The organism is Rhodococcus sp. 05-340-2 (assembly GCF_002258915.1).
Taxonomy (GTDB): Bacteria; Actinomycetota; Actinomycetes; order Mycobacteriales; family Mycobacteriaceae; genus Rhodococcoides.
Genome location: NZ_NOYU01000025.1, coordinates 263,235 through 288,932 on the forward strand (window position 1 = coordinate 263,235; position 25,698 = coordinate 288,932).

General features: G+C 64.7%; 22 protein-coding genes. 12 read left to right on the plus strand and 10 right to left on the minus strand.

What is annotated here, in order from left to right; genetic code table 11:
* Positions 1-7: 7 nt before the first annotated feature.
* Entirely contained in the window at positions 8-613 is a 606-nt protein-coding gene (locus tag CH271_RS14005) for a TetR/AcrR family transcriptional regulator (RefSeq protein WP_094633952.1), read from the plus strand.
* On the opposite strand, the gene CH271_RS14010 is transcribed toward CH271_RS14005, so the two are convergent.
* Positions 592-1,785 carry an MFS transporter gene (locus CH271_RS14010; protein WP_094633953.1) on the minus strand — a complete coding sequence of 398 codons (1,194 nt, stop codon included), beginning with the start codon at positions 1,783-1,785 and terminating at the stop codon, positions 592-594. The genes CH271_RS14005 and CH271_RS14010 overlap by 22 nt on opposite strands.
* 62 nt (positions 1,786-1,847) lie before the next feature.
* Here CH271_RS14010 and CH271_RS14015 point away from each other — a divergent pair, with 62 nt between their 5' ends.
* Together CH271_RS14015 and CH271_RS14020 are read left to right on the plus strand one after the other, a co-directional pair.
* The gene (locus CH271_RS14015) at positions 1,848-2,390 is read left to right on the plus strand and encodes a GtrA family protein (protein ID WP_037191312.1); all 543 of its coding nucleotides are present in this window, start codon (positions 1,848-1,850) and stop codon (positions 2,388-2,390) included.
* Positions 2,377-2,916 carry a SixA phosphatase family protein gene (locus tag CH271_RS14020; RefSeq protein ID WP_094633997.1) on the plus strand — a complete coding sequence of 180 codons (540 nt, stop codon included), beginning with the start codon at positions 2,377-2,379 and terminating at the stop codon, positions 2,914-2,916. The genes CH271_RS14015 and CH271_RS14020 overlap by 14 nt, the downstream gene beginning before the upstream one ends.
* On the opposite strand, the gene CH271_RS14025 is transcribed toward CH271_RS14020, so the two are convergent.
* Positions 2,917-3,117, minus strand: a complete 201-nt coding sequence (locus CH271_RS14025; RefSeq protein WP_094633954.1) for a hypothetical protein — start codon at positions 3,115-3,117, stop codon at positions 2,917-2,919.
* 166 nt (positions 3,118-3,283) lie between these two features.
* On the opposite strand from CH271_RS14025, the gene CH271_RS14030 reads away from it, so the two are divergent.
* Genes CH271_RS14030 through CH271_RS14040 form a run of 3 tightly spaced genes read left to right on the plus strand, consistent with a single transcriptional unit; the run spans position 3,284 to position 5,867 of the window.
* Positions 3,284-3,868, plus strand: coding sequence for a hypothetical protein (locus CH271_RS14030; protein ID WP_256986413.1), 585 nt, complete (start codon positions 3,284-3,286; stop codon positions 3,866-3,868).
* The gene (locus CH271_RS14035) at positions 3,868-5,220 is read left to right on the plus strand and encodes a sensor histidine kinase (RefSeq protein ID WP_094633955.1); all 1,353 of its coding nucleotides are present in this window, start codon (positions 3,868-3,870) and stop codon (positions 5,218-5,220) included. The genes CH271_RS14030 and CH271_RS14035 overlap by 1 nt, the downstream gene beginning before the upstream one ends.
* Positions 5,217-5,867, plus strand: coding sequence for a response regulator transcription factor (locus CH271_RS14040; RefSeq protein ID WP_094633956.1), 651 nt, complete (start codon positions 5,217-5,219; stop codon positions 5,865-5,867). Before CH271_RS14035 ends, CH271_RS14040 begins: the two co-directional genes overlap by 4 nt.
* Here the strand turns inward: CH271_RS14040 and CH271_RS14045 are convergent.
* Complete coding sequence (locus CH271_RS14045) at positions 5,864-7,198, minus strand: NAD(P)/FAD-dependent oxidoreductase (RefSeq protein ID WP_094633957.1); 1,335 nt, start codon at positions 7,196-7,198, stop codon at positions 5,864-5,866. The genes CH271_RS14040 and CH271_RS14045 overlap by 4 nt on opposite strands.
* Before the next feature lie 130 nt (positions 7,199-7,328).
* Between CH271_RS14045 and CH271_RS14050 the strand changes: the two genes are divergently transcribed.
* Complete coding sequence (locus CH271_RS14050) at positions 7,329-8,228, plus strand: LysR family transcriptional regulator (protein WP_094633958.1); 900 nt, start codon at positions 7,329-7,331, stop codon at positions 8,226-8,228.
* On the opposite strand, the gene CH271_RS14055 is transcribed toward CH271_RS14050, so the two are convergent.
* Positions 8,204-9,166, minus strand: a complete 963-nt coding sequence (locus CH271_RS14055) for an MsnO8 family LLM class oxidoreductase (protein WP_179274584.1) — start codon at positions 9,164-9,166, stop codon at positions 8,204-8,206. The two genes, CH271_RS14050 and CH271_RS14055, sit on opposite strands and share 25 nt — an antisense overlap.
* 93 nt (positions 9,167-9,259) lie before the next feature.
* Between CH271_RS14055 and CH271_RS14060 the strand changes: the two genes are divergently transcribed.
* On the plus strand, positions 9,260-9,634 hold the full coding sequence (locus tag CH271_RS14060; RefSeq protein ID WP_094633960.1) for a VOC family protein: 375 nt from the start codon (positions 9,260-9,262) through the stop codon (positions 9,632-9,634).
* 14 nt (positions 9,635-9,648) lie between these two features.
* Here CH271_RS14060 and CH271_RS14065 read toward each other — a convergent pair whose 3' ends face one another.
* Positions 9,649-10,584 carry an endonuclease/exonuclease/phosphatase family protein gene (locus CH271_RS14065; protein WP_179274585.1) on the minus strand — a complete coding sequence of 312 codons (936 nt, stop codon included), beginning with the start codon at positions 10,582-10,584 and terminating at the stop codon, positions 9,649-9,651.
* Between the two features lie 133 nt (positions 10,585-10,717).
* Between CH271_RS14065 and CH271_RS14070 the strand changes: the two genes are divergently transcribed.
* Positions 10,718-12,358: a GMC oxidoreductase gene (locus CH271_RS14070; RefSeq protein ID WP_094633962.1), complete on the plus strand. Its 1,641-nt coding sequence runs from the start codon at positions 10,718-10,720 to the stop codon at positions 12,356-12,358.
* Here the strand turns inward: CH271_RS14070 and CH271_RS14075 are convergent.
* The gene (locus CH271_RS14075) at positions 12,355-13,968 is read right to left on the minus strand and encodes an alkaline phosphatase D family protein (protein WP_094633963.1); all 1,614 of its coding nucleotides are present in this window, start codon (positions 13,966-13,968) and stop codon (positions 12,355-12,357) included. The genes CH271_RS14070 and CH271_RS14075 overlap by 4 nt on opposite strands.
* A gap of 121 nt (positions 13,969-14,089) precedes the next feature.
* On the opposite strand from CH271_RS14075, the gene CH271_RS14080 reads away from it, so the two are divergent.
* Complete coding sequence (locus CH271_RS14080; protein WP_094633999.1) at positions 14,090-14,512, plus strand: VOC family protein; 423 nt, start codon at positions 14,090-14,092, stop codon at positions 14,510-14,512.
* Between the two features lie 24 nt (positions 14,513-14,536).
* Here CH271_RS14080 and CH271_RS14085 read toward each other — a convergent pair whose 3' ends face one another.
* Positions 14,537-15,076, minus strand: a complete 540-nt coding sequence (locus CH271_RS14085; RefSeq protein WP_094633964.1) for a hypothetical protein — start codon at positions 15,074-15,076, stop codon at positions 14,537-14,539.
* Between the two features lie 70 nt (positions 15,077-15,146).
* A complete protein-coding gene (locus tag CH271_RS14090; protein WP_094633965.1) occupies positions 15,147-15,536 on the minus strand; it encodes a VOC family protein in 390 nt (129 codons plus the stop codon).
* Positions 15,537-15,597: 61 nt separating this feature from the next.
* Here CH271_RS14090 and CH271_RS14095 point away from each other — a divergent pair, with 61 nt between their 5' ends.
* Together CH271_RS14095 and CH271_RS14100 are read left to right on the plus strand one after the other, a co-directional pair.
* The gene (locus CH271_RS14095; protein WP_094633966.1) at positions 15,598-16,626 is read left to right on the plus strand and encodes a GlxA family transcriptional regulator; all 1,029 of its coding nucleotides are present in this window, start codon (positions 15,598-15,600) and stop codon (positions 16,624-16,626) included.
* Between the two features lie 22 nt (positions 16,627-16,648).
* Positions 16,649-17,473 carry an alpha/beta fold hydrolase gene (locus tag CH271_RS14100; RefSeq protein ID WP_094633967.1) on the plus strand — a complete coding sequence of 275 codons (825 nt, stop codon included), beginning with the start codon at positions 16,649-16,651 and terminating at the stop codon, positions 17,471-17,473.
* 169 nt (positions 17,474-17,642) lie between these two features.
* On the opposite strand, the gene CH271_RS14105 is transcribed toward CH271_RS14100, so the two are convergent.
* Together CH271_RS14105 and rpoB are read right to left on the minus strand one after the other, a co-directional pair.
* Positions 17,643-21,599, minus strand: a complete 3,957-nt coding sequence (locus CH271_RS14105; protein ID WP_094633968.1) for a DNA-directed RNA polymerase subunit beta' — start codon at positions 21,597-21,599, stop codon at positions 17,643-17,645.
* 100 nt (positions 21,600-21,699) lie between these two features.
* Positions 21,700-25,206, minus strand: a complete 3,507-nt coding sequence (rpoB, locus tag CH271_RS14110; protein WP_037191275.1) for a DNA-directed RNA polymerase subunit beta — start codon at positions 25,204-25,206, stop codon at positions 21,700-21,702.
* Positions 25,207-25,698 lie beyond the last annotated feature (492 nt).

Consider the following 25,698-nt stretch of genomic DNA (forward strand, 5'->3'; position numbering starts at 1 on the left):
CAGACCGATGCCGAAGATCGTCGACCACGACGCACGCCGGGCGGAGATCGTCGCCGCCGTGTGGCGCGTCATCGAACGAGCAGGGATGGACGGGGCGACGGTACGCAGCGTCGCCGCCGAGGCCGGCGTATCCCCCGGATCACTGCGGTACTACTTCTCCGACCAAGGAGAACTCGTCCTGTTCGCTGCCGAGGCCATGACGCAACGCGTCGTACATCGGTTGGAGGCGCAGCCGAGCGACGGTGACGGCCTCGTCCGCGCTCTCCGCGTCCTCGAAGAGCTGCTGCCACTCGACGAGGACCGCCGCGCCGAGGCGTACGTCTGGCTGGAAGCCATCGTGCGCGCCAGATTCGACGAGCGACTCGCCGCTCTCAAGACGGCCGGTTGGTTCGGTAGCCGGTACCTGTGCCGGCTCGCGTGGGCACACCTGCACGATCTCGATCGACCGAACTCCCCCGCATTCACATTCGAGCGCACCGCGGACGAACGTGCAGCGGCCGAACTGCACACCTTCGTCGACGGGCTGACGCTGCAGGCAGTGACGTATCCCGAGCAACTCGCGGCCGACGAGGTACGGCGGTTGTTGCGTACTTATCTGGAACCGCGGTCCTGAGCCGAGTCGACGGGGAATCTGCGGCCGTAGTACCACCCGATCACCGCGACGACGACGCCTGCCACGGCAATGGCCCCCAGTACCGAGCCGAAGCCCGACGCATCCACGACGCGACCGACGACCAGGGGTGCCACGAGAAATCCGATCCGGGAGACCAGCGACACGATCGAGATGGCCGCGGCCGAGGACACCCCGGGAAGCCGCCCGGCCAGGCTGAAGACGATGGGAAACAGTGGGCTCGCGCCCAGGCCCGCAACCGCGAACGCTCCGATGACCAGGATCGGTAGATCCGCGGCCAGAACCGACAGCCCCAGGATGGCAAGAAAGGCCACCGCCACCAACGACGCGCCTCCGGTCAGCACCGTCGACGGTCCGAACCGATCGACTACTCGGTCTCCGACCAACCGGCCGATCAACATCGCGGCCGAGAACGCAACGAACGCCATACCGGCCGAACCCGGGCCCGCACCCTCTTCCGTCGTCATGTAGACAGCGCTCCACGACTGCGGAAAGTCCTCCATGAGCCCGGCGAGCAGCACCACGGCCCCGAGCAGAGCGAGCGCGGCCGTCGGCCGTGCGAGAACGAGCCCCGGCGCTCGGTCTTCGTGATCGTCGCGCACCACCGGTTCCGGACCCACCAGACCCCGTCCGACGGCAGCGAGAACGAGCATCAACACCACCGCGACCAGCCCGAAGTGCGCTGCCACCGGCATCCGGATACCGGCCGCGGCCGCGCCGGTCACTCCCCCGACCACGGCACCGACGCTCCAGGCTGCATGGAAGCTGCTCAACAGCGACTTCCCCGCTCGCTCCTCGACGAGCACGCCCTGCGCATTCATGGAAATGTCCATCACTGCGTCCGCTCCGCCGAGCAGCACCAGCGCCGCCAACAGCGTCCACCACGACACAGCCACTGCAGGCAGCACGAACGCCGCGCACAGCAGCAGACCGGAGGCGAGAATTGCCCACCGACTGCCGAACCATCGAACCGTCGCCGCTGCGACAGGTGCGGCCACCAACCCGCCGAGACCGACTCCGGTCAGCGCCAGGCCGAGGGTCGCGACGTCGATGGACAGCGAGTCCTGGATCTCCGGAATGCGCGGAGCCCAGTTCGCGAACACCGCTCCGTTGACGAAGAACACGACCAGAACGGACAACCGGGCACTAGTCATATTGCCGTGAGCCTAGCGTTCACCGGCGAGCCGAACCCCTTACTCGAGGTAACGTCGTTGGGATGCATGTGTCCGACCGTCTCACCGACCACGTTCCCGAGCGCTGGCTGGAGCCCCTCGTCAAGCACGCAGAGGCCCTCAAGTTCCTCATCGTCGGAGCGATCACCTTCGTGGTCACCGTCGTCCTGTTCTTCGGCCTGAAGTGGACGATCCTGCAGGACAAGCCCGTGACGGCCAACGTTCTGGCCGTGTTGATCGCGACGATCGTGTCCTACATCCTCAACCGGGAATGGTCGTTCACAGCGCGCGGCGGACGACGTCGTCACCACGAGGCAGCGCTGTTCTTCGCCGTCGCCGGAACCGGCCTGGCAATCAACCAGCTCCCGCTCTGGGTGTCGAGTTACATGCTGGATCTGCGGTCGCCGAACGTGTCCTTCCTCACCGAGAACATCGCCGACTTCGTCAGCGGATCCATCATCGGCACGTTGCTGGCAACCGCATTCCGATGGTGGGCGATGCGCAAGTTCGTCTTCCCGGAACCGGTGAACGTTCTCCCCGATCCGGTCGCCCTGACCGTTTACGGTGGACGGCATGGCGACCACTAGGACCCTCGTGCTGATGCGGCACGGCAAATCCGGCTACCCCGACGGAGTACCGGACCACGAACGACCCCTGGCGCCGCGCGGCCAACGCGAGGCAGCACTCGCCGGAGCCTGGATCACCGAACACGTCGGCACCGTCGACGCCGTGCTGTGCTCGACGGCTCTGCGCACCCGCGAAACCCTGGCCGCTACCGGTCTGGGCGACGCTCCTACCCGCTTCGAGCGAGACATCTACGGCGGATCCGCCGACGAGATCATCGACGAAATCCGCCTCGCCGACACGTACTTCGCAGGTACAAACACCGCAGACGTGACGGTATCGACCTTGCTGGTCGTCGGGCATGAGCCCGGAATCCCCTGGACCGCACTCGAATTGGCGGTCGACGACGACACCGACGTGGCCCGCGAGGTTCGGCACCGCTTCCCCACATCTGCGATAGCAGTGCTCACCACGGAGTCGTCCTGGGCAGAGCTCGCAGCAGGGACGGCCACGATCACCGAGTTCTGCATCCCGCGCGCCGATCAGTGATCAGCGGTTCCTGAGGTACAGGTAGCCGGCACCGCCTGCTGCGATCAGCAGAATCAACGCGGCAGGGAGCCCGAGCAGCCACCACACCACCGCCAGCACCACCAATGCGGGCGCGGCGGCAATCAACGCGATGCCGGGGTTCTCGCGAACCGTCTCCAACGCGGACTGTGCGTGCACTCTGTCGATCTTCTTGCCTGCCATGTCGGACTCCCTGGTATTGCCTACGTGTCCTGTATGCGTGATTCCACAGTAGCGCGTCCGGCTACGACTTTCGGTGGAGCGCAGCGTCGTACCTTCGGCCGAACCACCAGGTACGACGCCTCCGCGGGGGTACCGCGCGTACGTCGCCTGCGGTGAGATCGGGTCCATGGACAATCCGATTCTGCTGACGATCGCGATCTGCGAGGTCGGCTTCTGGGTTCTGGTGATCGGCGGCCTGTGCCTGCGTTACGTGGCACGCATGCGACGCGCCAGCACCGTCACCCTGGCCCTGCTCCCGGTCCTCGATATCGTCCTCGTCGCCGCGGTGGCACTCGACCTGCACCGCGGCGGGGAGGTCGAATTCGCCCACCGCCTCGCCGGCATCTACCTCGGCTGGACGGTCGTGTTCGCGCACTCCACCGTGGCCTGGCTCGACGTACGCTTCGCGCACCGATTCGCCGGTGGACCCGCACCGATCAAGCCTCCGAAGACCGGTCCGCGGGCCTACCGCAACGAGATCCGGGGATTCGTGAAGTGGCTGACCGCCGCCGCCATCGCTCTGGTGATCACCTACGCACTGGCCTACACCGTGGCAGACTCGGATCAAGCAGCAGCACTGAAGACCGTGATCCAGCCACTCGGCATCATCACGTTCTTCTGGTTCGTCACCGGACCTCTGTGGGTGCTGGGTTCCAAGACAGCGGGCTCGAAGAATACGAAAGACGCGGCAGGAGAACGGAGTCGACTCTGATGCTGGGTGATTCCCGACTGCTGGGTCATTCCCGACTGCTGGGTCTTCGACGACTGCTGCACACCCTTCGACCGTCCTGGCGACCTCGCAGTCCCGTGGTGCTGCCGATCGAGATGCTCCTGGCCACGCTCGTCTACGCCGGATTCCAACTCTCCACCGGCATGGTCGGCGACACCAGAGACGAACTCGTCCAGAGCCCACCCCTGATCGCAGCGAGTGTCGTTGCCCTGCTGGCGATGACCGGCGTGACGTGCGTTCGCCGGTCCTTTCCGGTCACGGCATACCTGTCCGTGGTGGCCATCAGCATCGCGCTGATCCTGGTTCTGCCGGACCGAGCCCTCGGATTCACCCCGCTGTACTGGTTTGCCATCGCCGCCTTGGCAATTCGAGTGACCGGACCACGCCTGTTCGCCCCCATCGCCGTCGGGCTGATCCTCGAGATCGCGGTCAGCGTCGACACCCGGCTGTCCTACCCGGATTCCACGGGCGGCCCAGGTGGCACGATCGGCGTGCTCGCCGAGCAGATCGTGAACCTCGTCATCAACTACACGGTGCTCATCGCACTGGGCAAGTACATCGCACGGGGTCGAGCCCAGGAACTCGAGAGCGAAGCCGCCCTCGGGCGAGCCGAAATCGAACACCGGCAACGGCTGAACGAGGCCCTGGACAACGAACGAAAGACCATGGCACGCGAACTCCACGACGTCGCGGCGCACCACCTGACCGGAATACTCATCCAAGCCAAGGCATCGAAGACGCTCATCACGAGCAACCCCCAGCAGGCGCACGAACTACTCACCGGCGCAATCGGACACGGCCAGCGCACCCTCGACAGCCTGCGCCAGATCGTCGGAATCCTGCGCCCGAGCGACACTGCCTACAGCTCCAACAGGGACACTGCTCCGCAACCGATAATCTCCGATATCGCCGAGCTGATCGAACAGTCTCGAATCTCGTTCGCGTCCATCGACATCGACGTCTCCGGCGATGCCGACGAAGTAGGTGACACAGACAGCGCGGTGCAGTTGACCTGTTATCGCATCGTTCAGGAATCGCTGTCCAATGCCCGACGTCACGCACCGAATTGCGCTGTGCACGTACAGGTGACCGTTCACTCCTCCGCCATCGAGATCACCGTCACCAACACGATCACCTCGGGCAACTCCGTACTGCGCGAGTCCTCGGGTCAGGGATTCGGCATTCCGGGAATGCGGGAGCGAGCCGCACTACTCGGCGGCACCCTCGATGCCGGATTGTCCGACGACCGAGCGACGTGGACCGTGCGCGCTCGACTGCCCGTCGGCGGAACGATCTCTCAGCGCGGCGCTGGTGTGATGGAGTCGCACGCATGATCACCGTACTCATCGCGGACGATCAACCCGTGGTTCGGCAGGGATTCGAGCTGTTCCTGGCCGGCCATCACGACATCGAGGTGGTCGGCCACGCGAGCTCGGGAAAGCATGCCGTGCAGCAGGTGTCGGCACTGCAACCCGACGTCGTACTGATGGACATTCGGATGCCGAACGGCGACGGACTGACCGCCACACGCGAGATACTGGCGCAGTTCGACAGCGTTCGCGTCATCGTCGTCACCACCTTCGACCTCGACGAGTACGTGTTCGCAGCTCTCGACAGTGGAGCGTCCGGCTTCCTGCTCAAGGACACCGATCCCGACGAACTGGCCGACGCGGTGGTCACCGTCGCCGGCGGCGGCGCGGTGCTCTCCCCTCGATTGACCCCGCGCCTGATGACCGAGTTCACCCGCCGCGGCGTTCCGAGCCCACCCACGTCCGTTGCACCGCAACACGACCTGAGTCTGCGTGAAATGGACGTGGTGCAACTGTTGGCGCAGGGCCTGGGCAACAACGAGATCGCCCGGGCACTGCACCTCGAACAGAGCACGGTCAAGACTCACGTGAGCAACATCTGTCGCAAACTCGACGTCAACACCCGAGTCCACGTGGTGATCTGGGCCTACCGCAACGGCATTGCGACCTAGGCCGCGTTGCGCTCCTCGTCGTCCGAGCTCTCGCCGGCGACCTCGGCCCGCGGTTCGATCGTGGCGGCGGAGTGGTCGGTGTACTGGAAGTGCGGTCGCTTGTCGCCGATGTACGAGGTCATCCACGACACCACCGCGACGTAGCGATTCCGGAAGCCGACCAGGTACATCAGGTGCACCGCGAGCCACATGAGCCACGCGATCGGTCCCGACATGTCGACCTTGCCGAACAGCCGCGCCACAGCGCTGAATCGGCCGACGATCGACATGCTGCCCTTGTCGGTGTACTCGAACGGGGTTCCCGCGTCGACCTTTCCGATGATCATCTTGGCAACGTGCCTGCCCTGCTGCATCGCCACCGGCGACTGACCGGGGAGCTTGTTCAACGACGTCACGTCGCCGATCGCGTAGATGTCCTTCGCCGAGCCGACCGTCAAGTCGTCGTGCACGAGAAGGCGTCCGGCACGGTCGGTCTCGCACCCGGTGCGCTCGGCGATCGTGGCCGCCAGCTCGCTGGCCTGAACGCCGGCCGACCAGATGACAGTCTTGGCGGCAAAGGTACGCGAGGTCTTGGTGTCCACGTCCTGCACCGTCACGACGTCGTCGGCGATATCGGTGACCATGGCCCCGGTGACGACGTCGACGCCCGACTTCTCGAGCTTCGTACGGGCATACGCACTGAGCTTGCCGCCGAACGCCGGCAGCACTTCCTTGACTCCGTCGACGAGGGTCACCGTGACGTCGTCGGGTTCGATGTCCGGGAACGATCCGGCGAAATAGCGATGCGCGAGATCCCTGATCTGACCGGCCAGCTCGACACCCGTCGCGCCTGCACCGACAACGACGAAGCTCAGCAATTCCTTGCGAGCAGCCGAATCGGTTGTCAGGTGCGCAGTCTCGTAGCAGCTGAGAATCTGCTCACGCAGAGCGATCGCGTCGTCGACGGTCTTGAGCGCGAACGTGCGGTCCTTGAACTCGTCACGGCCGAAGTACGCCTGCGTGGCACCCGTGGCGACGATCAATCGACCGAAGCCGATGGTGTGGCTCTGCCCGGCACCGACGTAGGTGACCTGGTGGGCTTCGGGATCGACATCGACGACGCGTCCGAGACGCACGTCGGCCGAGTCGTACTGCGCGAGGATGCGCCTGATCGGAGGGGCGATCTCGCCGGTCGAGAGCATTCCGGTGGCGGCCTGGTAGAGCAGCGGCTGAAAGAGGTGTTCTGTGGTGCTGGAGATCAGCGAGAACGTCACACCGGCCTTGCCCAGAGACTTGGCAGCGGCCAATGCTCCGAATCCCGATCCCACGATGACGACGTCGTACGTTTGCACAGCACTTTCCTTTTCGGCTCGAGTCTTTCCCTGGGCGAAGAACTACCTCCATGAAACTCCGACCGAGATGCTCTATCAACGCGGAAGTTGAAATAGCATCTATGAGTAGAACTCATGGTTGAATGGCGAAATGGAACTGCGGCAGCTGAAGTACTTCCTCGCGGTCGGAGAGGAGCTGAACTTCTCTCGCGCTGCCGAACGCTGCTACGTCTCGCAATCGGCGATCAGCCTGCAGATCTCCAAACTGGAACGAGAAATCGGTGAGCCCCTGTTCGAGCGCACCTCTCGTACCGTTCGATTGACCGTTGTCGGAGCACAATTGGTCTCCATCGCCCGGCACATGGTGGAGCTCGAGCAGGCCGCCCTGGCACTGACGACGCGCAAGCGCAATCAGCTGCGCCTGACCGGAAACATGACGTTCGCAGCCAACGCCATCTCCGCCATCGTCGCGGTTCGCGAGCGCCATCCCGACGCCGAGATCGACTTCGTCCTGAAACGATTCGCAGAACAGATCGAAGCGGTGACGTCCGGCGATTGCCAGGTAGCGCTGATCCGCGGCAGCGTCGAACGCTCCGGTCTACAGGTGACCGAGCTGTGGACCGAGGACCTCGTCGTCGTCCTCCCCGAGGGCCATCCTCTGGCGGGTGAGAACAACCCGAGCCTGAGCCAGCTCGCCGGCTACCCCCTGCTGCTTCCCAAACGGAGCGAGCAAATCCTGCTGCACCGGGTGATCGAGCGCGAGATGAAGCGCAGCGGGCTGCCGCTGAGCTTCGGCCCACCCGTGGCGTCCGATCACACCGCCAGCGCCGAACTCCTCAAGAACCCGCAATGCTGGTCCATCCTGTACGCCAGCACCGCCGACAGCACCCCCAAGACCGGCCTGGTCTTCCGCACCGAGGCCGACCGCAGGCTGCGGCTACCGGTGTCGGCCGTCGTCGACGCGACCGTGCCCATCACCGACATTCAGCGCGACCTGGTGGCAGCACTCGCAGCGACGGCACCGGTTCAGCCCGCCACCCCCGCGAGCTGAGCGAACGCGACATCCGCGTCGAACAATTCGGCGCGATCGTACGTCGACGTCGAGGCCATGATCTCGTTCGCGCCGGTGCGCTCGACAACCTCCTCCAGACGAGGACGGACCTGCCCGGCCGTGCCGAGGATGCTCGACGCCAACGACGCCTCGATTCGGCTGCGCGTCTGCGGCGTCCACTGCGATTCGTCGATCGCAGACGCTCGTTCCAGAGCCGGGAACTCACCCTCGCGTCTGGACCTGGCCATCGACCACGCCTCCGGCACGGCGAGTCTGCGGGCATCGGCCGCGTCCGCTGCGATGGTCACGTCGAACGAGATGATCACGTACGGTTTGGGATTCGATGGCGTGGGCCGAAAGTGCTTGCGATAGAGCGCCAATGGATCGTCACGCTGGAGAACCGGTCCACCGACCACGACCGGAAGCCCGGCGCGAGCGGCAACCTCGAGACCGGCTCCGGTCGCGAGAACGAACACCGGCGGCGACGGAACAGCGGGCCGGGCAGTCACCGGTCCCGAACCGTCGAGATACGAACGCAATTCGGCGATGTCGGCCTCGAACGTGTCGGTCCGCTCACTGCGCAATGCTGCCCGAACCGGTTCGGTGAAACCGAGGGAGCGGCCGACACCGAGGTCGATCCGTCCGGGAAAGAGAGACTCCAACATCAGGAATTGCTCGGCCACGACCAGCGGCTGATGATTGGGCAGCATCACCCCGCCGGATCCGACGCGAATGCGCGAGGTGCGCGACGCCACCGCCGCGGCGAGAACCGCCGGTGCGCCCGACGCGATACCGGGAACGCCGTGATGCTCGGCCACCCAGAACCGGTGCAACCCGATCTCCTCGGCATGCACTGCTCGTTCGACGGTATGCCGCAGCGCCGAGCCGTCGTCGAAACCGGATCGCGTGCGGGATCTGTCGAGGAGTGAGAAGAACACGGATATCTCAACCGACGAGGCGTCGGGCATATTTCTCGAAGTGTTCGTTCACCGCGGACCGAACATGTCCGCAATGGCGCTCATCATTGCTCCATGAACCTCACCATGAAGCTCGAACTCGTCACTCTGGCCGTCACCGACGTGGACCGCGCCAAGGACTTCTACGTCTCGATCGGCTTCGTCGCCGACCACGATGCTCGCCCCTGGGACGGTATCCGGTACGTCCAACTCACTCCCCCGGGCTCGGCCTGCTCCATCGCGATCGGCGAGGGCATCACCGACGCCGAACCGGGCAAAGGAGCCGGGATCCTGTTGGTCGTGGACAACGTCCAGGAGGCCTTCGAGCACCTCACCGCAGCCGGCTTGACCATCGATCCACCCAAGGACGAGGGCTGGGGCACGTTCGTGTACTTCGCCGACCCCGACGGCAACACGTGGTCGGTGCAGCAGTTGCCCGCGCAGCCCTGAACCCAGTGCCGGAGTTACTGGTGCCGGAACTGCAGCCGGGCCAGGATGCCGCGGTGGTCGGAGCCGGGAATCTCTACGGCCTCGACCGAGCGAACCGCCATGTCCGCCACCAGAACATGGTCGATGGCGATGACGGGTGGGTACCAGGTGTGCGCCGGGTACGTCCTGAGCATCCCGGCTCCGCTCGCCACCGCGGCATCGACGAACCGACCGTCCTGCATATCTCGGTACCGCCGATGATCCTGCGTCGCGTTGAAGTCGCCCGCCACCACCACGGGACCGTCGTCGACGGGAATCTTGGCCAGTAGTTGACGCAGCAGCGCGAGCTCGCGAACCCAGTCGGACGGCTCCCGTGGCCACGGCGGCACGGGATGAACCGCGAACACCAGCGGCCGCCCCGGCATCTCCACCCGTGCCGAGAGCAGCTCGGTCACGAAACCGTCGTGCCGCTGCTCGTCGACGAGCGGAAAGCGACTGTAGATACCGGACCCGTCACCGCCCGCGGCAGCACTGACGTACACATGCGGCAACAGCTCGGACAGTCTGCCGCGAAGCCCCGCGTCGGCCTCGGGCGTCAACTCGACGAGGGTGAGCACGTCGGGCCGGTGTTTGTCGACCAACGCAACCAACGCGTCGAGATCGGCCTGTCCCAGCCAGATATTGGCGTGCAGCACCGTCAGAGTCGGCACCTCGGCCGTCGTCCGGGAGCGGTGCCTGTGCAGAGGAATCTGCGTTGCAATGGCACCCGTCACCACAGCCGCGCCCGCCGCCAGCCCCCACCAGCCGAACGCCACGGCCGCGAGTGCCGTGCCGGGCACCGCGGCGAGCATGAGGACATGTGCCAAAGACGCGGCAACGAGCATCGCCTGCCCCCGCGCGTCCACGCGGTGCGCCACGATGCCGAGTACTGCTGTGACGAGCAGTAACAGAGCCGCCGATGCCGAAACCATGAGCGGAAGTCTTACAGGCAAACCTGAGGCCGAGCTGGGAAGCATCCTCGAGACCGACCGAACTGTTCGCTTTCTCGCCGCAAACACGACAGAATCGACAACGCTGTCCGTGAGTCAAGTAGGGGGACTTTCCGTGAACCGAAGGCAACTGCTGCGGTTGGCCGCTGCCGGAATGCTCGGCGCTGCCGCCGCTCCGGTTCTGAACTCGGCTGGAATGCCGGGCTCCGCCACCGCAGGTGCGCTGCCGATCGGCGCCGAACGCATCCGAGCACTGGTTCCCGAGCTGTTCGCCGACCCCCCGCGCCCACCGGACCACTCCCCCGTCCTCGTCATCGGCTCCGGATTCGGTGCGAGCGCCGCCGCCCTCCGCATGGCGCAGGCCGGCACTCAGGTCACCGTCCTCGAACGCGGACTGCGCTGGCCACGTGACCCGTGGCGCGAGATCTTCACCGCCGACATGACCGCCGACGGACGCGGACTGTGGCAGCAGAGCTCGTTCACCAACATCACCGGAATGCCCGTCGGACCGGTCGACCTGTTCGGCGGCGTTCTCGACACCACCCGCTACGAGAACCTCTCCGTCTGGCGCGGCGCGGCCGTCGGCGGCGGCTCGATCGTCTACACCGGCGTCACCATCGCCCCCGACAAGAAGTTCTTCGACCTCTCCTTCGGCGGACGACTGAACTACGACGAGATGGCCGCCACCTGGTACCCCAAGGCCCGCTCGATGCTCCGGCCGTCGGCGATGCCCGAGGACGTCTACAACAGCCCCAATTTCGCACACTCACGCACCTGGGACGACCACGCCAGGCGGGCAGGCTTCACCCCTCAGGCAGTGGACGGCAACTGGAACTGGAACGTCGTCCGCGACGAGATCGGCGGCCGCTCGAGGCCGTCCGCGACCGTCGGCGCCAGCACCTTCGGCAACTCCAACGGTGCCAAGCACGACCTGACCCAGAACTACATCCCCCAGGCCGAGGCCACGGGCAACGCGACGGTATGTCACAGCCACCGCGTCGCGGCGATCGGCACCGAATCCGGCGGCCGCTACCGCGTCGAGATCGAACGCCTCGACCCCTTCGGCAACGTCGTCGAGACACGCACGCTCACCTGCGACACCCTCGTCCTCGGAGCCGGGTCCATCGGCACCACCGAGCTGCTGATGCGCGCCCGCATCACCGGAGCACTGTCGAACCTCAACGAATTCGTCGGCACCGGCTGGGGCACCAACGGCGACGCCTCGATGACCCGGTCGCTCGGGCCGATGTCCGCAGGACCGCAGGGTGCGCCCTGCGCATCTCGCATCGTCGACGACTCAGGACTGCCACTGACCGTCGAGAACTGGTACGTACCGGGCGTTCCCGTGAACCTCGGATTCATCGGCTCGCTCGGTATGACCATCGACCCGCTGCGCGGAAACTTCGGATTCGATTCCGCCACAGATCGATTGACACTGAACTGGCCCAAGGGTGGCAGCCGCGACACCGTCGAAGCCCTACGCGCAGTACAGAATCGGATGGCCCAGGCCGGCGGCACGGTCGTCGCAGCCGAACCGTTCACCCGCGATGTCGACGACACCTTCACCGCCCACCCACTCGGCGGTGCCGTATTGGGCGACGCCACCGACAATTACGGGCGGGTGAAGGGCCACCCCGGGCTCTACGTCGTCGACGGTGCACTGATCCCCGGTAGCACCGGAGCCGCCAACCCGTCGCTGACCATCACCGCATTGGCCGAACGCAACGTCGCGCAGATCATCGCCGACGGGCGCTAGCTCAACTCGATCTCGGGGCGGCCCTCGGGGACGGTGACCGTTGCTGCGGTTCGCACCGATGCCCCCGGTGTGGAGACACGATCGAGAACCCTTACCTCCGAACGCCATTCGGTGTTCGTCAGCGTGCTACGCAGATAGCCGCGCCGAGCATTGCCGTACTTGACGTGCGGTGAGGCCTCGGCGATCGCCGCACCGGCGGAGTCGACATCGGCACCGTCCTTGCCCGACGCGATGGACGTGGTCGCGATCTCCACACCTTGGATCGGCGCCACCTGATCCTGGTAGTCGCGTCGCAATTCCGACACGATCGTGCGGTGGATGTCGCCGACGATGGACGCGACGTTCTTCGTGCCACGATCCCTGGCCCCGTCCAGAATTCGGTGCCGAGACGCCTCGTATCCGCTCCACGGATCCATCCCGACCTTGCGATCGCTGCCGAGCCCACGAGCCAAGTCCGAGATGACCGTCTGGTGCGCCAAGAAGTTCCACGTCGACGGTGATGCGAACCCGTCGAGAATCCATTGTTCCTGTGCTGCACCGGTTATGGTGCGCGACGGATCGGCCGTCTCGGCGTCCTGCGCATGCTCGCCGTCCCCGTGTGCCTGATCGCTGCGGTACTGCCGCGTGTCCAGCACCGAGAAGTCCACCAGATCGCCGAAGGAGAACCGGCGATAGACCGTCATGTCCGGTCCGATGGGTTTCAGATTCGCGCGCACCGGAGTGTTCTCCCACCACGCCTTGAACGCATCGGCTCTGCGCAACAGAAACTCTCGCGGATCGTCGTTGTCCTGGCTGATCTGCGAGGCCCAGTTGTTGTCCACCTCGTGATCGTCGAACGTCGAGACGAACGGTGCCGACGCATGTGCGGCAGCCAGGTTCTCGTCGGCCTTGTACATCGCGTATCGGTCGCGATAGTCGCTGAGCACCATGGTTTCTCGGGCAGCCGACTCGGTGCGCGGCTCACCCTTGCGAGCCCCCTCGTCCTTGATCGCGTACTCGTAGATGTAGTCACCCAGAAAGAACACCACGTCGAGATTGGACGCAGCCAAGTCCTGGTACGCGCCGAAGTAGCCGTCCTCCCATTTCTGGCACGACGCCCAGGCGAAATCGAGCCTGCTCAGCGACTGCCCCACTGCCGGTGCAGTTTTGGTGCGTCCGACCGAGCTGGCATGCGGTCCGACGAGAAATCGATAGAAGTATTCGCGAGCGGGCTCCAGACCACGGACGTCGACGTGAATCGACCAGCCGTCGAACTCGGTGGCAAGCTCGACGCCCTCGCGCGTGATGTTCGCGAATCGCTCGTCCGCTGCGATCTGCCACCGCACCGGCACGACGCCGGGAGTCATTCCGCCCAGTGGTGCGAAGGGATCGGTGGCGAGTCTGGTCCACAGCACCACCGAATCGGGCAGTGGATCGCCGGATGCCACGCCGAGGCGGAACGGGTAGTCGGGAGTCACCACGGACTGCGCGTGCGCCGCCGTTCCCGCGAGTTCCGGCGTGAACGCCAGCGCCCCCACCAACGCACTCCACGTCAGGAACTGTCGACGCGTGGCCCCCGCCCGCAAGGAGATGTCCTGTCCGATCCCAATCTCGTTACCGCGTCTCACCATTGGTCGAGACTCTCGCGCCCGGACAAACTACACCCGTCATCGATTCGACGTGGAGGTGAACACGACGGATCCATCCGATTCAGGACCGAACTCGTCCGCGATCTCGGCAAAACTCGAACGCATGACGAACACCGACCGCACCGGATCCCAAATCGACCACGTCAACATCGGCGTCGACGATCTCGCCGCCAGCGCCGAGTTCTACGGTGCTGCACTCGCACCGCTCGGGATCACCGAGATCATGCGGGTACCGCACACCCCAGAGGCGAACCAGCTCGCCATGATCGCCTTCGGCTGGGCGCAGGTGAAGCCCTTCTTCTGGATCGTCGACGCCCCGGGTTCGGCTATCGGACCGCACACCCATCTCGCGTTCAGTGCCCCGGACCGCGCCTCTGTCGATGCATTCCACGCGGCAGCGCTGTCAGCAGGAGCGATCGAGCTCCGGCCACCGGGACTACAGCCGGAGTACCACGCGACGTACTACGGATCGTTCGTGCGCGACCTCAACGGCATCGATCTCGAAGCCGTCTGCCATCACGAATGAATCGACCAATGCGAACTCACTCGGTCAGCTGCTGCCGAACATCGGAGGCAAGGCGGGAAGTGGCGAGACAGGATATGCAGCAACGTTCATGACGACAGTGCCGTCGCAGTAGCCGCCGTAGATCGTCGTCGTCCACACGCCCGTCAAGCTGCCATCGGGTTGTGGCGTGTAGTAGGCAACCGAGTGTGCATCGTTGTGCTCCTTGGGATTTCCTGCACCCTTCCAGCAGTCCCACACCCAGTCATAGGTATGCACCCAACTCGTCCCCTCCCAGGTGTAGTCGATCGGGCGGTTCTGGAGAGACTCGTTCGCCGGCGGTGGACCGGCGACGACGGAGGCAACGCAGTTCCCGTCGGTGCAGTCGGTGGCGAAGGTGTAGACGTCGGAGAAATCCGGTTCTCGTTGCGACGCCGCTGCGCTCGTGCCCGTCTTGCTCGCCGCGAACCGCATCAGCGAATAATCGCCGGACCACGACGGGTCATCGCCGGGTGCCGCCCCGGCCGGAAGGGCTCCCGCGAAAATCCACGCCATGACCATCGCGAGCACGAGCACAGTCTTTCGCATGGGGCAACAGTAACGGCCGGTACCCCGCGCCGAGCCCGAGACGCGAAGTTCGCCTCATCGACAGACCGAATCAAGCCTGAACGACCCACACCGAATTGCCGTCGGGATCACGCAGCGCGAACATGGGCGGCGCACCGTCCTCGGTCCCGGAAAGTGCGTCCATGTCGATACCGCCGATCGCAGTCAGACGCGCGTGTTCCGCCCCGACGTCGGGGGTTTCGACTCCGATGGACCCGCCGCCGGGCGAGTCACCCATCGGCGGATTCAGGGCAAGCCGCGCCGTCGACCCGGGCGGTGCCACTTCCAGCCACCGGTACTCGCCCTCGGGGCCGAAACGCGTATCGTCGCGCAGCTCGAAACCGAGCACGCGTGAATAGAACTCGAGAGCTGCGTCCTGGTCGGTGACGGTGAACATGGCCACGCCGATGTTCACGATGGTGCTGGGTGTTTGGTTGGTCATGTCGATACCGACTCGAGGCGCATCGAAAACTCATCGCCCAGCGGCGGTAGCTTCTGTAGGCATGAACGATGCGCTTTCGGAATCTCTCGGATCACGGCGGATCGCTTTCCTGGTGTTCGACGGGGTGAAGATGCTCGATTTCGTCGGCCCCGCAGAGGTCTTCGTCGAGTCGAATCAGCAGCCCGCCGTCGATTACGAGGTGGTGATCCTCTCTCCCGGCGGCGCAGACGTGAGCACCTCCATCGGGACAACGGTGTCCACCCGCCCGGTCGCGGGATCCGGACAGTTCGACACCGTGATCATCTCCGGTAGCGAATTCGATCCGATTCGCCTCGTCACCGCCGAACTCGTCGAGGCCGCAACCGATCTCGCTGCCCGGACCCGTCGGATGGCGTCCGTGTGCACCGGGGCATTCGTCCTTGCCGCGGCAGGCCTACTCGATGGCCGAGCCGCAACGACACATTGGAAGTTCACGTCCGATCTGCAGCGCCTCTATCCCGCCCTCACGGTCGATCCGGATGCCATCTTCGTCCGGGACGGCCACCTGTACAGCTCCGCGGGTGTTGCGGCCGGTATCGACCTCGCACTGGCTCTCGTCGAGGAGGACCATGGACCCGAAGTGGCGCGGGCCGCGGCCCAAGGACTGCTGGTGTACATGCAGCGAGGCGGAGGACAATCCCAGTTCTCGTCGTCCCTCCTCGGCCCGATCCCTCGCACGGGAGCAGTCCGCCGAGTGGCCGACCACATACGGGACAACCCCCGGCTACCGCACACCGTGGCGGAGCTGGCTCGGTTCGCGGCCCTCAGCACCCGTCAGCTCACCCGGCTGTTCCAGTCCGAACTCGGCAGCTCACCAGCCGAATTCGTCGCGTCGACGAGATTCGAGTTGGCTCGCGACGCCCTTCACACCGGTTACACCGTCGGCGAGGCCTCCCGTCGAGCCGGGTATTCGAGCTGCGAAGTGATGCGACGCGCGTTCGTCGCCCGAATCGGGACGTCCCCGCGCAGCTATCAGCAGCGGTTCGCATCCCAATCGACGATGTCGCAAAACGAGCGGTTCTCGACCCACACAGTGGTACCGCGCGGCTAGCGTCCCGGGCGACACTGCTTCCATGCCAACAATCACAACACCGGACAACGTCGAGATCTTCTACAAGGACTGGGGGTCGGGTCAGCCCATCGTCTTCAGCCACGGCTGGCCACTCTCGTCGGACGACTGGGACGCCCAGATGATGTTCTTTCTGGAGCAGGGCTATCGCGTCGTCGCCCACGATCGGCGCGGTCACGGCCGGTCCCAACAGGTCGGTGACGGGCACGACATGGACCACTACGCCGACGATCTCGCCGCCGTGGTCGAAGCCCTCGATCTGACCGACGCGATCCACGTCGGCCACTCCACCGGCGGCGGCGAGGTGGTGCGCTACCTCGCACGTCACGGCGAGGAACGCGCAGCCAAGGCGGTGCTGATCAGTTCGGTACCGCCGATCATGGTCAAGACCGACGACCACCCCGGCGGTATCGAGAAGTCCTTCTTCGACGACGTCCAGGTTCAGGTCGCCACGCGCCGTGCCGACTTCTTCAGCAGCTTCGCCGAGGGTCCCTTCTACGGCTACAACCGGCCGGGAGCTACTCCGTCGGAGGGCATCATCGCCAACTGGTGGCGTCAAGGAATGATCGGCGGCGCGAAAGCCCACTACGACGGCGTGGTTGCCTTCTCGCAGACCGACTTCAGCGATGACCTGCGTGGGGTGAACATCCCGACGCTGGTGCTGCACGGCGAGGACGACCAAGTGGTGCCCTACGAGAACGCGGGAGTGCTCTCGGCGAAGCTACTGCCCAACGGCACACTGAAGACCTACCCCGGCTTCCCGCACGGCATGCCGACAACGGAGGCAGCGACGATCAACGCCGACATGCTGGAGTTCTTCCGGTCCTGACGCAGCACGGTCACAACGAACATACGGTCACAACGAACATACGGGCATAACGAAGAACAAAGCCCCGCATCGACCGAAGTCGATGCGGGGCTTTGTCTGCCGGCTACGTCGTCGTGGGCGGAAACTCGTAGTGGGCTACGAGCTTCCGTGCACGTGCGACGAAGTCGCTCTAGCGGTATTCGTTGGAGAAACCGTAGTCGTCGAGCGGCACTGCAGCGCCGGTTCCCTGGCCGAAGCCGTCCGGGCTGTAGTACTGATCGTCGTACGACGGCACCGCGTACGCCGCGGCACGTGCCTCTTCGGTCGGCTGCACCGTGATGTTCCGGTACCGGTTGATGCCGGTACCAGCCGGGATGAGCTTACCGATGATGACGTTCTCCTTGAGACCTATGAGCTTGTCGCTACGGCAGTTGATCGCCGCATCGGTGAGCACACGAGTGGTCTCCTGGAAGGACGCTGCCGACAGCCACGAGTCGGTGGCCAGCGACGCCTTGGTGATACCCATCAGGACCGGACGTCCGGCTGCGGGCTCGCCACCCTCGGAGACGACGCGACGGTTGCTCGACTCGAATTCGCTGCGCTCGGTGAGTGAACCGGGCAGGAATTCGGTGGAGCCGCTGTCGATGATCGTCACGCGACGGAGCATCTGGCGCACGATCGTCTCGATGTGCTTGTCGTGAATCGACACACCCTGCGACCGGTACACCTCCTGGACCTCGTTGACGAGGTGGATCTGCACCTGACGGGGACCCATCACGCGGAGGACCTCGTGCGGATCGGCAGCACCTTCCATGAGCTGCTGGCCGACCTCGACGTGGTCACCGTCCGCCAGAAGGCGCTCGGTGCCGTCGTCGTGCTTGAAGACGCGCAGACGCTGACGCTTGGAGAGCTTGTCGTAGACAACCTCTTCGCCGCCGTCGTCCGGGACGATGGTGATCTTGTAGAAACGATCGCCGTCCTCGAGCTGGATGCGTCCCGACACGTCCGCGATCGGAGCCTTGCCCTTCGGCACACGTGCCTCGAACAGCTCCTGCACGCGAGGCAGACCACCGGTGATGTCATCTCCGGCGACACCACCCTGGTGGAAGGTACGCATGGTCAGCTGGGTTCCGGGCTCACCGATGGACTGTGCGGCAACGATACCGACGGCCTCACCGATGTCGACCAGCTTGCCGGTGGCCATCGAACGGCCGTAGCAGGTGGCGCAGACGCCGGTTCCCGTGGTGCAGGTGAGCACCGAGCGAACCTTGACCGACGTGATGCCCGCAGCGAGCAGCGCGTCGATGGCCGGGTCACCGAGATCGTGTCCGCGAGCGACGATGACCGTGCCGTTCTCGTCGACAGCGTCGTTCGCCAAGGTGCGGGCGTACGTGCTGGTCTCGACGTGAGCGTCGCGGATCATCTTGCCGTCGGCCATCTTCTCGGCAATCGTCGTGACGATGCCGCGCTCGGTGCCACAGTCGGTCTCCCGAACGATGACATCCTGCGAGACGTCGACCAGACGACGCGTCAGGTAGCCCGAGTCGGCGGTACGAAGCGCCGTGTCGGCCAGACCCTTACGAGCACCGTGCGTGTTGATGAAGTACTCGAGGACCGTCAGGCCTTCCTTGAAGGAAGACTTGATCGGACGCGGGATGAACTCACCCTTCGGGTTCGTCACCAAGCCCTTCATGCCGGCGAGCGAGCGAACCTGAGTCATGTTTCCGGCTGCGCCGGACTTCACGATCATCGGGATCGGGTTGTCGTCGGGGAAGTGGGCCTCCATGGCCTTACCGACCTGCTCGGTCGCGTCCTGCCAGATCTTGACCAGTGCGGAGTTGCGCTCGACCTTGTCGAGTGCGCCACGCTGGTACTTCTTCTCGATCTGATCGGCCTGAGCCTCGAAGGTCTCCATGATCTGCGGCTTCTCCGGCGGCACGAGGACGTCGGAGATCGAGATGGTGACACCCGAACGCGTGGCCCAGTAGAAGCCTGCGTCCTTGAGCTTGTCGACGGTCTGCGCGACGACGATCATCGGGTAACGCTCGGCGAGATCGTTGATGATGGTCGACTGACGCTTCTTCGGCATCTGCTCGTTGACGAACGGGTAGTCCGCCGGAAGCAGCTCGTTGAAGAGCACTCGTCCCAGAGTGGTCTCCGCGGTCCATGCCTCGCCGCGGTTCCAGCCGTTCGGGAACAGCTCGTTCTCGACGTCACGCGGCGGGCGCTGCGTGGTGAGACGAACCCGAATCTGCGACTGCACCGTGAGCGATCCACGGTCGACGGCCATCTGAGCCTCGGCCGGGGAGGAGTACGCCCCGAACTCGGCATGGTCGGTCTTCGCGTCGGCGCGCTCGCCGACAGCACCGGCGTCGAGACGCGTCAGGTGGTACAGACCCGTCACCATGTCCAGACGCGGCATGGCGAGCGGACGGCCCGACGCAGGCGAGAGGATGTTGTTCGAGGACAGCATCAGCACGCGTGCCTCGGCCTGAGCCTCGGCGGACAGCGGGAGGTGGACAGCCATCTGGTCACCGTCGAAGTCGGCGTTGAACGCCTCACACACGAGCGGGTGCAGCTGGATGGCCTTGCCCTCGACGAGCTGCGGCTCGAACGCCTGGATGCCCAACCGGTGCAGGGTGGGTGCACGGTTCAGCAGCACGGGGTGCTCGGCGATGACCTCTTCGAGAACGTCCCACACCTGCGGACGCTGGCGCTCGACCATGCGCTTGGCCGACTTGATGTTCTGCGCGTGGTTCAGATCAACCAGACGCTTCATCACGAACGGCTTGAACAGCTCGAGAGCCATCAGCTTCGGCAGACCACACTGGTGCAGCTTGAGCTGCGGGCCGACGACGATGACCGAACGGCCCGAGTAGTCGACGCGCTTGCCGAGGAGGTTCTGACGGAATCGACCCTGCTTGCCCTTGAGCAAGTCGGAGAGCGACTTCAGCGGACGGTTACCCGGTCCGGTGACCGGACGTCCACGACGGCCGTTGTCGAACAGGGCGTCGACCGACTCCTGCAGCATCCGCTTCTCGTTGTTGACGATGATCTCGGGAGCACCGAGATCGATCAGACGCTTGAGGCGGTTGTTGCGGTTGATGACGCGGCGGTACAGGTCGTTGAGGTCGGACGTCGCGAAACGTCCACCGTCGAGCTGCACCATCGGACGAAGCTCCGGTGGGATGACCGGGACAGCGTCCAGGACCATGCCCATCGGCGAGTTACGGCCGGCCTGGAACGCAGCGACGACCTTCAGACGCTTGAGCGCGCGCAGCTTCTTCTGACCCTTGCCACTGCGGATGGTCTCGCGAAGAGACTCCGCCTCGGCGTCGATGTCGAAGGTCTGCATGAGCTTCTGGATCGACTCGGCACCCATGGCACCGGTGAAGTACTCGCCGTACCGGTCGATGAGCTCGCGGTAGATGAGCTCGTCGACGATGAGCTGCTTGGGAGCGAGCTTGGTGAACGTGGTCCAGATCTCTTCGAGACGATCGAGCTCACGCTGTGCGCGGTCACGGAGCTGACGCATCTCGCGCTCGCCGCCGTCCTTGACCTTGCGGCGCACGTCGGACTTGGCACCCTCGGCTTCGAGTTCGGCGATGTCGGCTTCGAGCTTCTGCGCACGAGCCTCGAGATCGGCGTCGCGCTGATCTGCGACGGCCTTCTTCTCGACCTCCATCTCGGCCTCGAGAGTCGAGAGCTCGTTGTGACGGAGTTCGTCGTCGACCGTGGTGATGACGTAGGCAGCGAAGTAGATGATCTTCTCGAGATCCTTCGGAGCCAGGTCGAGCAGGTAGCCCAGACGCGACGGCACACCCTTGAAGTACCAGATGTGCGTGACCGGAGCGGCCAGTTCGATGTGGCCCATGCGCTCACGACGCACCTTGGCGCGAGTGACCTCGACGCCACAACGCTCACAGATGATGCCCTTGAAGCGGACGCGCTTGTACTTGCCGCAGTAGCACTCCCAGTCCCGAGTGGGGCCGAAGATCTTCTCGCAGAAGAGGCCGTCCTTCTCGGGCTTGAGCGTGCGGTAGTTGATGGTCTCCGGCTTCTTGACCTCGCCGTAGGACCACTGACGGATGTCGTCCGCAGTGGCAAGGCCAATGCGAAGTTCATCGAAGAAGTTGACGTCGAGCACGTAACTTCCTTTCCCCGTTATGGGTGTTGTGATACCGAATCAAAAACAAGAAATATCGCCCGGTGGGCCTGCATCGCTGCAGGCCCACCGGACCACAGAACTACTGTGCGAGGTCGTCGACCGTGGCAGCTTCGTTGCGGGAGAGGTTGATTCCCAGGTTGGCTGCAGCACGCTCGAGGTCTTCGTCGTCACCGTCGGCCATCGTGATGGCAGCGCCGTCCGAGGACAGCACCTCCACGTTGAGGCACAGCGACTGGAGCTCCTTGAGGAGCACCTTGAAGGACTCGGGGATACCGGGCTCCGGGATGTTCTCGCCCTTGACGATCGCCTCGTACACCTTCACGCGGCCGACAACGTCGTCCGACTTGATGGTGAGAAGCTCCTGCAGCGTGTACGCGGCGCCGTAGGCCTGCATGGCCCAGCACTCCATCTCACCGAAGCGCTGTCCACCGAACTGCGCCTTACCGCCGAGGGGCTGCTGCGTGATCATCGAGTACGGCCCGGTCGAACGAGCGTGGATCTTGTCGTCGACCAAGTGGTGCAGCTTGATGATGTACATGTAGCCCACCGACACCGGGTACGGGAACGGCTCGCCGGAGCGGCCGTCGAACAACGTGGCCTTTCCGTCGGATCCGACCATCTGCTCGCCGTCGCGGTTGGGAATCGTGCTCTCCAGCAGGCCGGCGAGCTGATTCTCCTTGGCACCGTCGAACACCGGGGTGGCGATGTTGCTGTCGGCCGGAGCCGCCAACATCTCCTCGGGCAGACGCTCGGCCCAATCGGGCTTCGTGCCGTCCGCGGCGATCTGGACGTTCCAACCGGTCTTGCCGATCCAACCCAGGTGGGTTTCGAGGACCTGACCGATGTTCATACGACGCGGAACACCGTGGGTGTTGAGGATGATGTCGATCGGGGTGCCGTCGGGCAGGAACGGCATGTCCTCCTGCGGGAGGATCTTGCCGATGACGCCCTTGTTGCCGTGACGGCCGGCGAGCTTGTCGCCGTCCTGGATCTTTCGCTTCTGAGCCACGTAGACGCGGACCAACTCGTTGACGCCGGGAGGCAGATCGTCGTCGTCGTCGCGCGAGAAGACGCGGATGCCGATGACCTTTCCGTTCTCGCCGTGCGGAACCTTGAGCGAGGTGTCGCGAACTTCGCGAGCCTTCTCACCGAAGATGGCGCGCAGCAGGCGCTCTTCGGGGGTCAGCTCGGTCTCGCCCTTGGGCGTGACCTTTCCGACCAGCACGTCGCCGTCACGAACCTCGGCACCGATACGGATGATGCCGCGCTCGTCGAGGTCTGCGAGGACCTCGTCGGAGACGTTCGGGATGTCGCGAGTGATCTCCTCGGCACCGAGCTTGGTGTCGCGAGCATCGATCTCGTGCTCCTCGATATGGATCGAGGTGAGAACGTCCTCTTCCACGAGGCGCTGCGACAGGATGATCGCGTCCTCGTAGTTGTGGCCCTCCCACGGCATGATCGCCAGCAGCAGGTTCTTGCCGAGTGCCATCTCACCGTTCTCGGTGCAGGGGCCGTCGGCGAGGACCTGGCCGGACTCGACGCGCTGTCCCTCGTCCACGATCGGACGCTGGTTGGCGCACGTGCCCTGGTTGGAACGCGCGAACTTGCGCATCCGGTAGGTCTTGCGCGATCCGTCGTCGGCCATGACCGTGACGTAATCGGCGGAGACCTCTTCGACGACACCGGTCTTCTCGGTGATGACGACGTCACCGGCGTCGACAGCTGCACGCAGCTCCATGCCGGTTCCGACGATCGGCGACTCGCTGCGAACCAGCGGGACGGCCTGACGCTGCATGTTCGCGCCCATCAGGGCACGGTTGGCATCGTCGTGCTCGAGGAACGGGATCATCGCGGTTGCGACGGACACCATCTGGCGCGGCGAGACGTCCATGTAGTCGATGTCGTCGGACGAGACGAACTCGACCTCTCCACCCTTACGACGGACGAGAATCTTGTCCTCGATGAAGTGACCCGAATCGTCGACCGGGGAGTTCGCCTGCGCGAGCGTGTGGCGATCCTCCTCGTCGGCGGTCAGGTAATCGACATCGTCGGTGACCTTGCCGTCGACGACCTTGCGGTACGGGGTCTCGATGAAGCCGAACGGGTTGACGCGTGCGTACACCGAGAGCGATCCGATCAGGCCGATGTTCGGGCCTTCCGGGGTCTCGATGGGGCACATGCGGCCGTAGTGCGACGGGTGAACGTCGCGGACCTCGAGGCCGGCGCGCTCACGAGAGAGACCGCCGGGTCCCAGTGCCGACAGGCGACGCTTGTGCGTCAGACCCGACAGCGGGTTGTTCTGGTCCATGAACTGCGAGAGCTGGGACGTTCCGAAGAACTCCTTGATCGCAGCGACGACGGGACGGATGTTGATCAGGGTCTGCGGCGTGATCGCCTCGACGTCCTGAGTCGTCATACGTTCGCGCACGACGCGCTCCATGCGGGACAGGCCCACGCGGATCTGGTTCTGGATGAGCTCGCCGACGGTACGCAGACGACGGTTGCCGAAGTGGTCGATGTCGTCGACCTCGACCGGAACCTCGACGCCGTCGGGTGCGGTCATCGAGGTCTCACCTGCGTGCAGACGCACCAGGTACTCGATGGTCGCGACGATGTCTTCCTCGGTGAGGGTCGACGCCACGATGGGCTGACCCGAGTTGAGGCCGAGCTTCTTGTTGATCTTGTAGCGACCCACGCGAGCGAGGTCGTAGCGCTTGTCCTTGAAGAACAGGTTCTCCAGCAGGGTCTGCGCCGACTCCTTGGTCGGCGGCTCGCCCGGACGCAGCTTGCGGTAGATGTCGAGGAGAGCCTCGTCGGTACCGGCGGTGTTGTCCTTCTCCAGCGTGGCCATGAGGATCTCGGAGAAGCCGAAGCGCTCCGTGATCTGCTCGGTGGACCAGCCGAGAGCCTTCAGCAGCACCGTGACGGGCTGGCGACGCTTGCGGTCGATGCGGACACCGACGGTGTCGCGCTTGTCGACGTCGAACTCGAGCCATGCACCACGGCCGGGGATGACCTTGACGCTGTGCAGATCCTTCTCGGTGGTCTTGTCGATCGAGTGATCGAAGTAGACGCCCGGCGAACGCACCAGCTGCGAGACGACGACACGCTCGGTGCCGTTGATGATGAAGGTGCCCTTGTCGGTCATCATCGGGAAATCACCCATGAAGACCGTCTGGCTCTTGATCTCACCGGTGTTGTTGTTGATGAACTCGGCCGTGACGAACAGCGGAGCCGCGTACGTCATGTCCTTGTCCTTGCACTCATCGGTCGAGGCCTTGACCTCGTCGAATCGTGGATCGGAGAAGGAGAGAGACATCGAGCCCGAGAAGTCCTCGATCGGGGAGAGCTCGGTCAGGATGTCCTCGAGTCCACCGGCGACACTGCTGTCTCCGCGGGCGGCGGCACGGTCACGCCAACTCTGCGCACCTACCAGCCATTCGAACGAATCCGTCTGTACATCGAGGAGACCGGGTACCTCCAACGGCTCGCGAATGTTCGCGAACGAAACCCTCCTCGGGGCTCCCGGTGTTCCGACAACTGCCTTGGTCTGGCTAGAGACTGCCAAGATGCGTCCTTCCAGCACCTCACGCGGGTCGCTCGTGCAGTGCGACCGCCGCTGTATCTGTTTGCTATATGTGGGGCGAATTTCGGCTGGTGCAACCAGACCGAATCCCCATCACAGCGGCCCGAAAACGTGCTTTCGGGTAACAGCGATCGAGAGGTGGACAGGAGGCAGCCAGCGCAACGTCCAAAGGTACCCCAAATGTGCGCAGAGCGCAACGGGGGCATCAAAAGTAGCACCCGGGGTCCAGTCGTGCGCTGACTCGACGAAAGCGTGTCGCCTGCCGGACGCCCGATGCCGCTTCGGCCACGAAACCACTGGGGGTGCTCCTGACGACAAGAGTGAACCGTGCCGCCCCCTTCGTCAAGAGGTTCGGCCCGATCCGTTGTCCGAGATCGCACTCGAACCAGGCTCACCAGGCTCGTCAATGGACCATTGCACCGCCGAGACGTGTGCAACGGTCCATTGACGAGCCTGGTGAGCCTGGTTCGAGTGCGATCTCGGACAACGGAT

Coding starts and splice junctions, on each gene's coding strand:
- CH271_RS14005 (WP_094633952.1), top strand. CDS start 8: ATGCCGAAGATCGTCGACCACGACGCACGCCGGGCGGAGATCGTCGCC.
- CH271_RS14010 (WP_094633953.1), bottom strand. CDS start 1,785: ATGACTAGTGCCCGGTTGTCCGTTCTGGTCGTGTTCTTCGTCAACGGA.
- CH271_RS14015 (WP_037191312.1), top strand. CDS start 1,848: ATGCATGTGTCCGACCGTCTCACCGACCACGTTCCCGAGCGCTGGCTG.
- CH271_RS14020 (WP_094633997.1), top strand. CDS start 2,377: ATGGCGACCACTAGGACCCTCGTGCTGATGCGGCACGGCAAATCCGGC.
- CH271_RS14025 (WP_094633954.1), bottom strand. CDS start 3,117: ATGGCAGGCAAGAAGATCGACAGAGTGCACGCACAGTCCGCGTTGGAG.
- CH271_RS14030 (WP_256986413.1), top strand. CDS start 3,284: ATGGACAATCCGATTCTGCTGACGATCGCGATCTGCGAGGTCGGCTTC.
- CH271_RS14035 (WP_094633955.1), top strand. CDS start 3,868: ATGCTGGGTGATTCCCGACTGCTGGGTCATTCCCGACTGCTGGGTCTT.
- CH271_RS14040 (WP_094633956.1), top strand. CDS start 5,217: ATGATCACCGTACTCATCGCGGACGATCAACCCGTGGTTCGGCAGGGA.
- CH271_RS14050 (WP_094633958.1), top strand. CDS start 7,329: ATGGAACTGCGGCAGCTGAAGTACTTCCTCGCGGTCGGAGAGGAGCTG.
- CH271_RS14060 (WP_094633960.1), top strand. CDS start 9,260: ATGAACCTCACCATGAAGCTCGAACTCGTCACTCTGGCCGTCACCGAC.
- CH271_RS14065 (WP_179274585.1), bottom strand. CDS start 10,584: ATGGTTTCGGCATCGGCGGCTCTGTTACTGCTCGTCACAGCAGTACTC.
- CH271_RS14075 (WP_094633963.1), bottom strand. CDS start 13,968: ATGGTGAGACGCGGTAACGAGATTGGGATCGGACAGGACATCTCCTTG.
- CH271_RS14080 (WP_094633999.1), top strand. CDS start 14,090: ATGACGAACACCGACCGCACCGGATCCCAAATCGACCACGTCAACATC.
- CH271_RS14085 (WP_094633964.1), bottom strand. CDS start 15,076: ATGCGAAAGACTGTGCTCGTGCTCGCGATGGTCATGGCGTGGATTTTC.
- CH271_RS14090 (WP_094633965.1), bottom strand. CDS start 15,536: ATGACCAACCAAACACCCAGCACCATCGTGAACATCGGCGTGGCCATG.
- CH271_RS14095 (WP_094633966.1), top strand. CDS start 15,598: ATGAACGATGCGCTTTCGGAATCTCTCGGATCACGGCGGATCGCTTTC.
- CH271_RS14100 (WP_094633967.1), top strand. CDS start 16,649: ATGCCAACAATCACAACACCGGACAACGTCGAGATCTTCTACAAGGAC.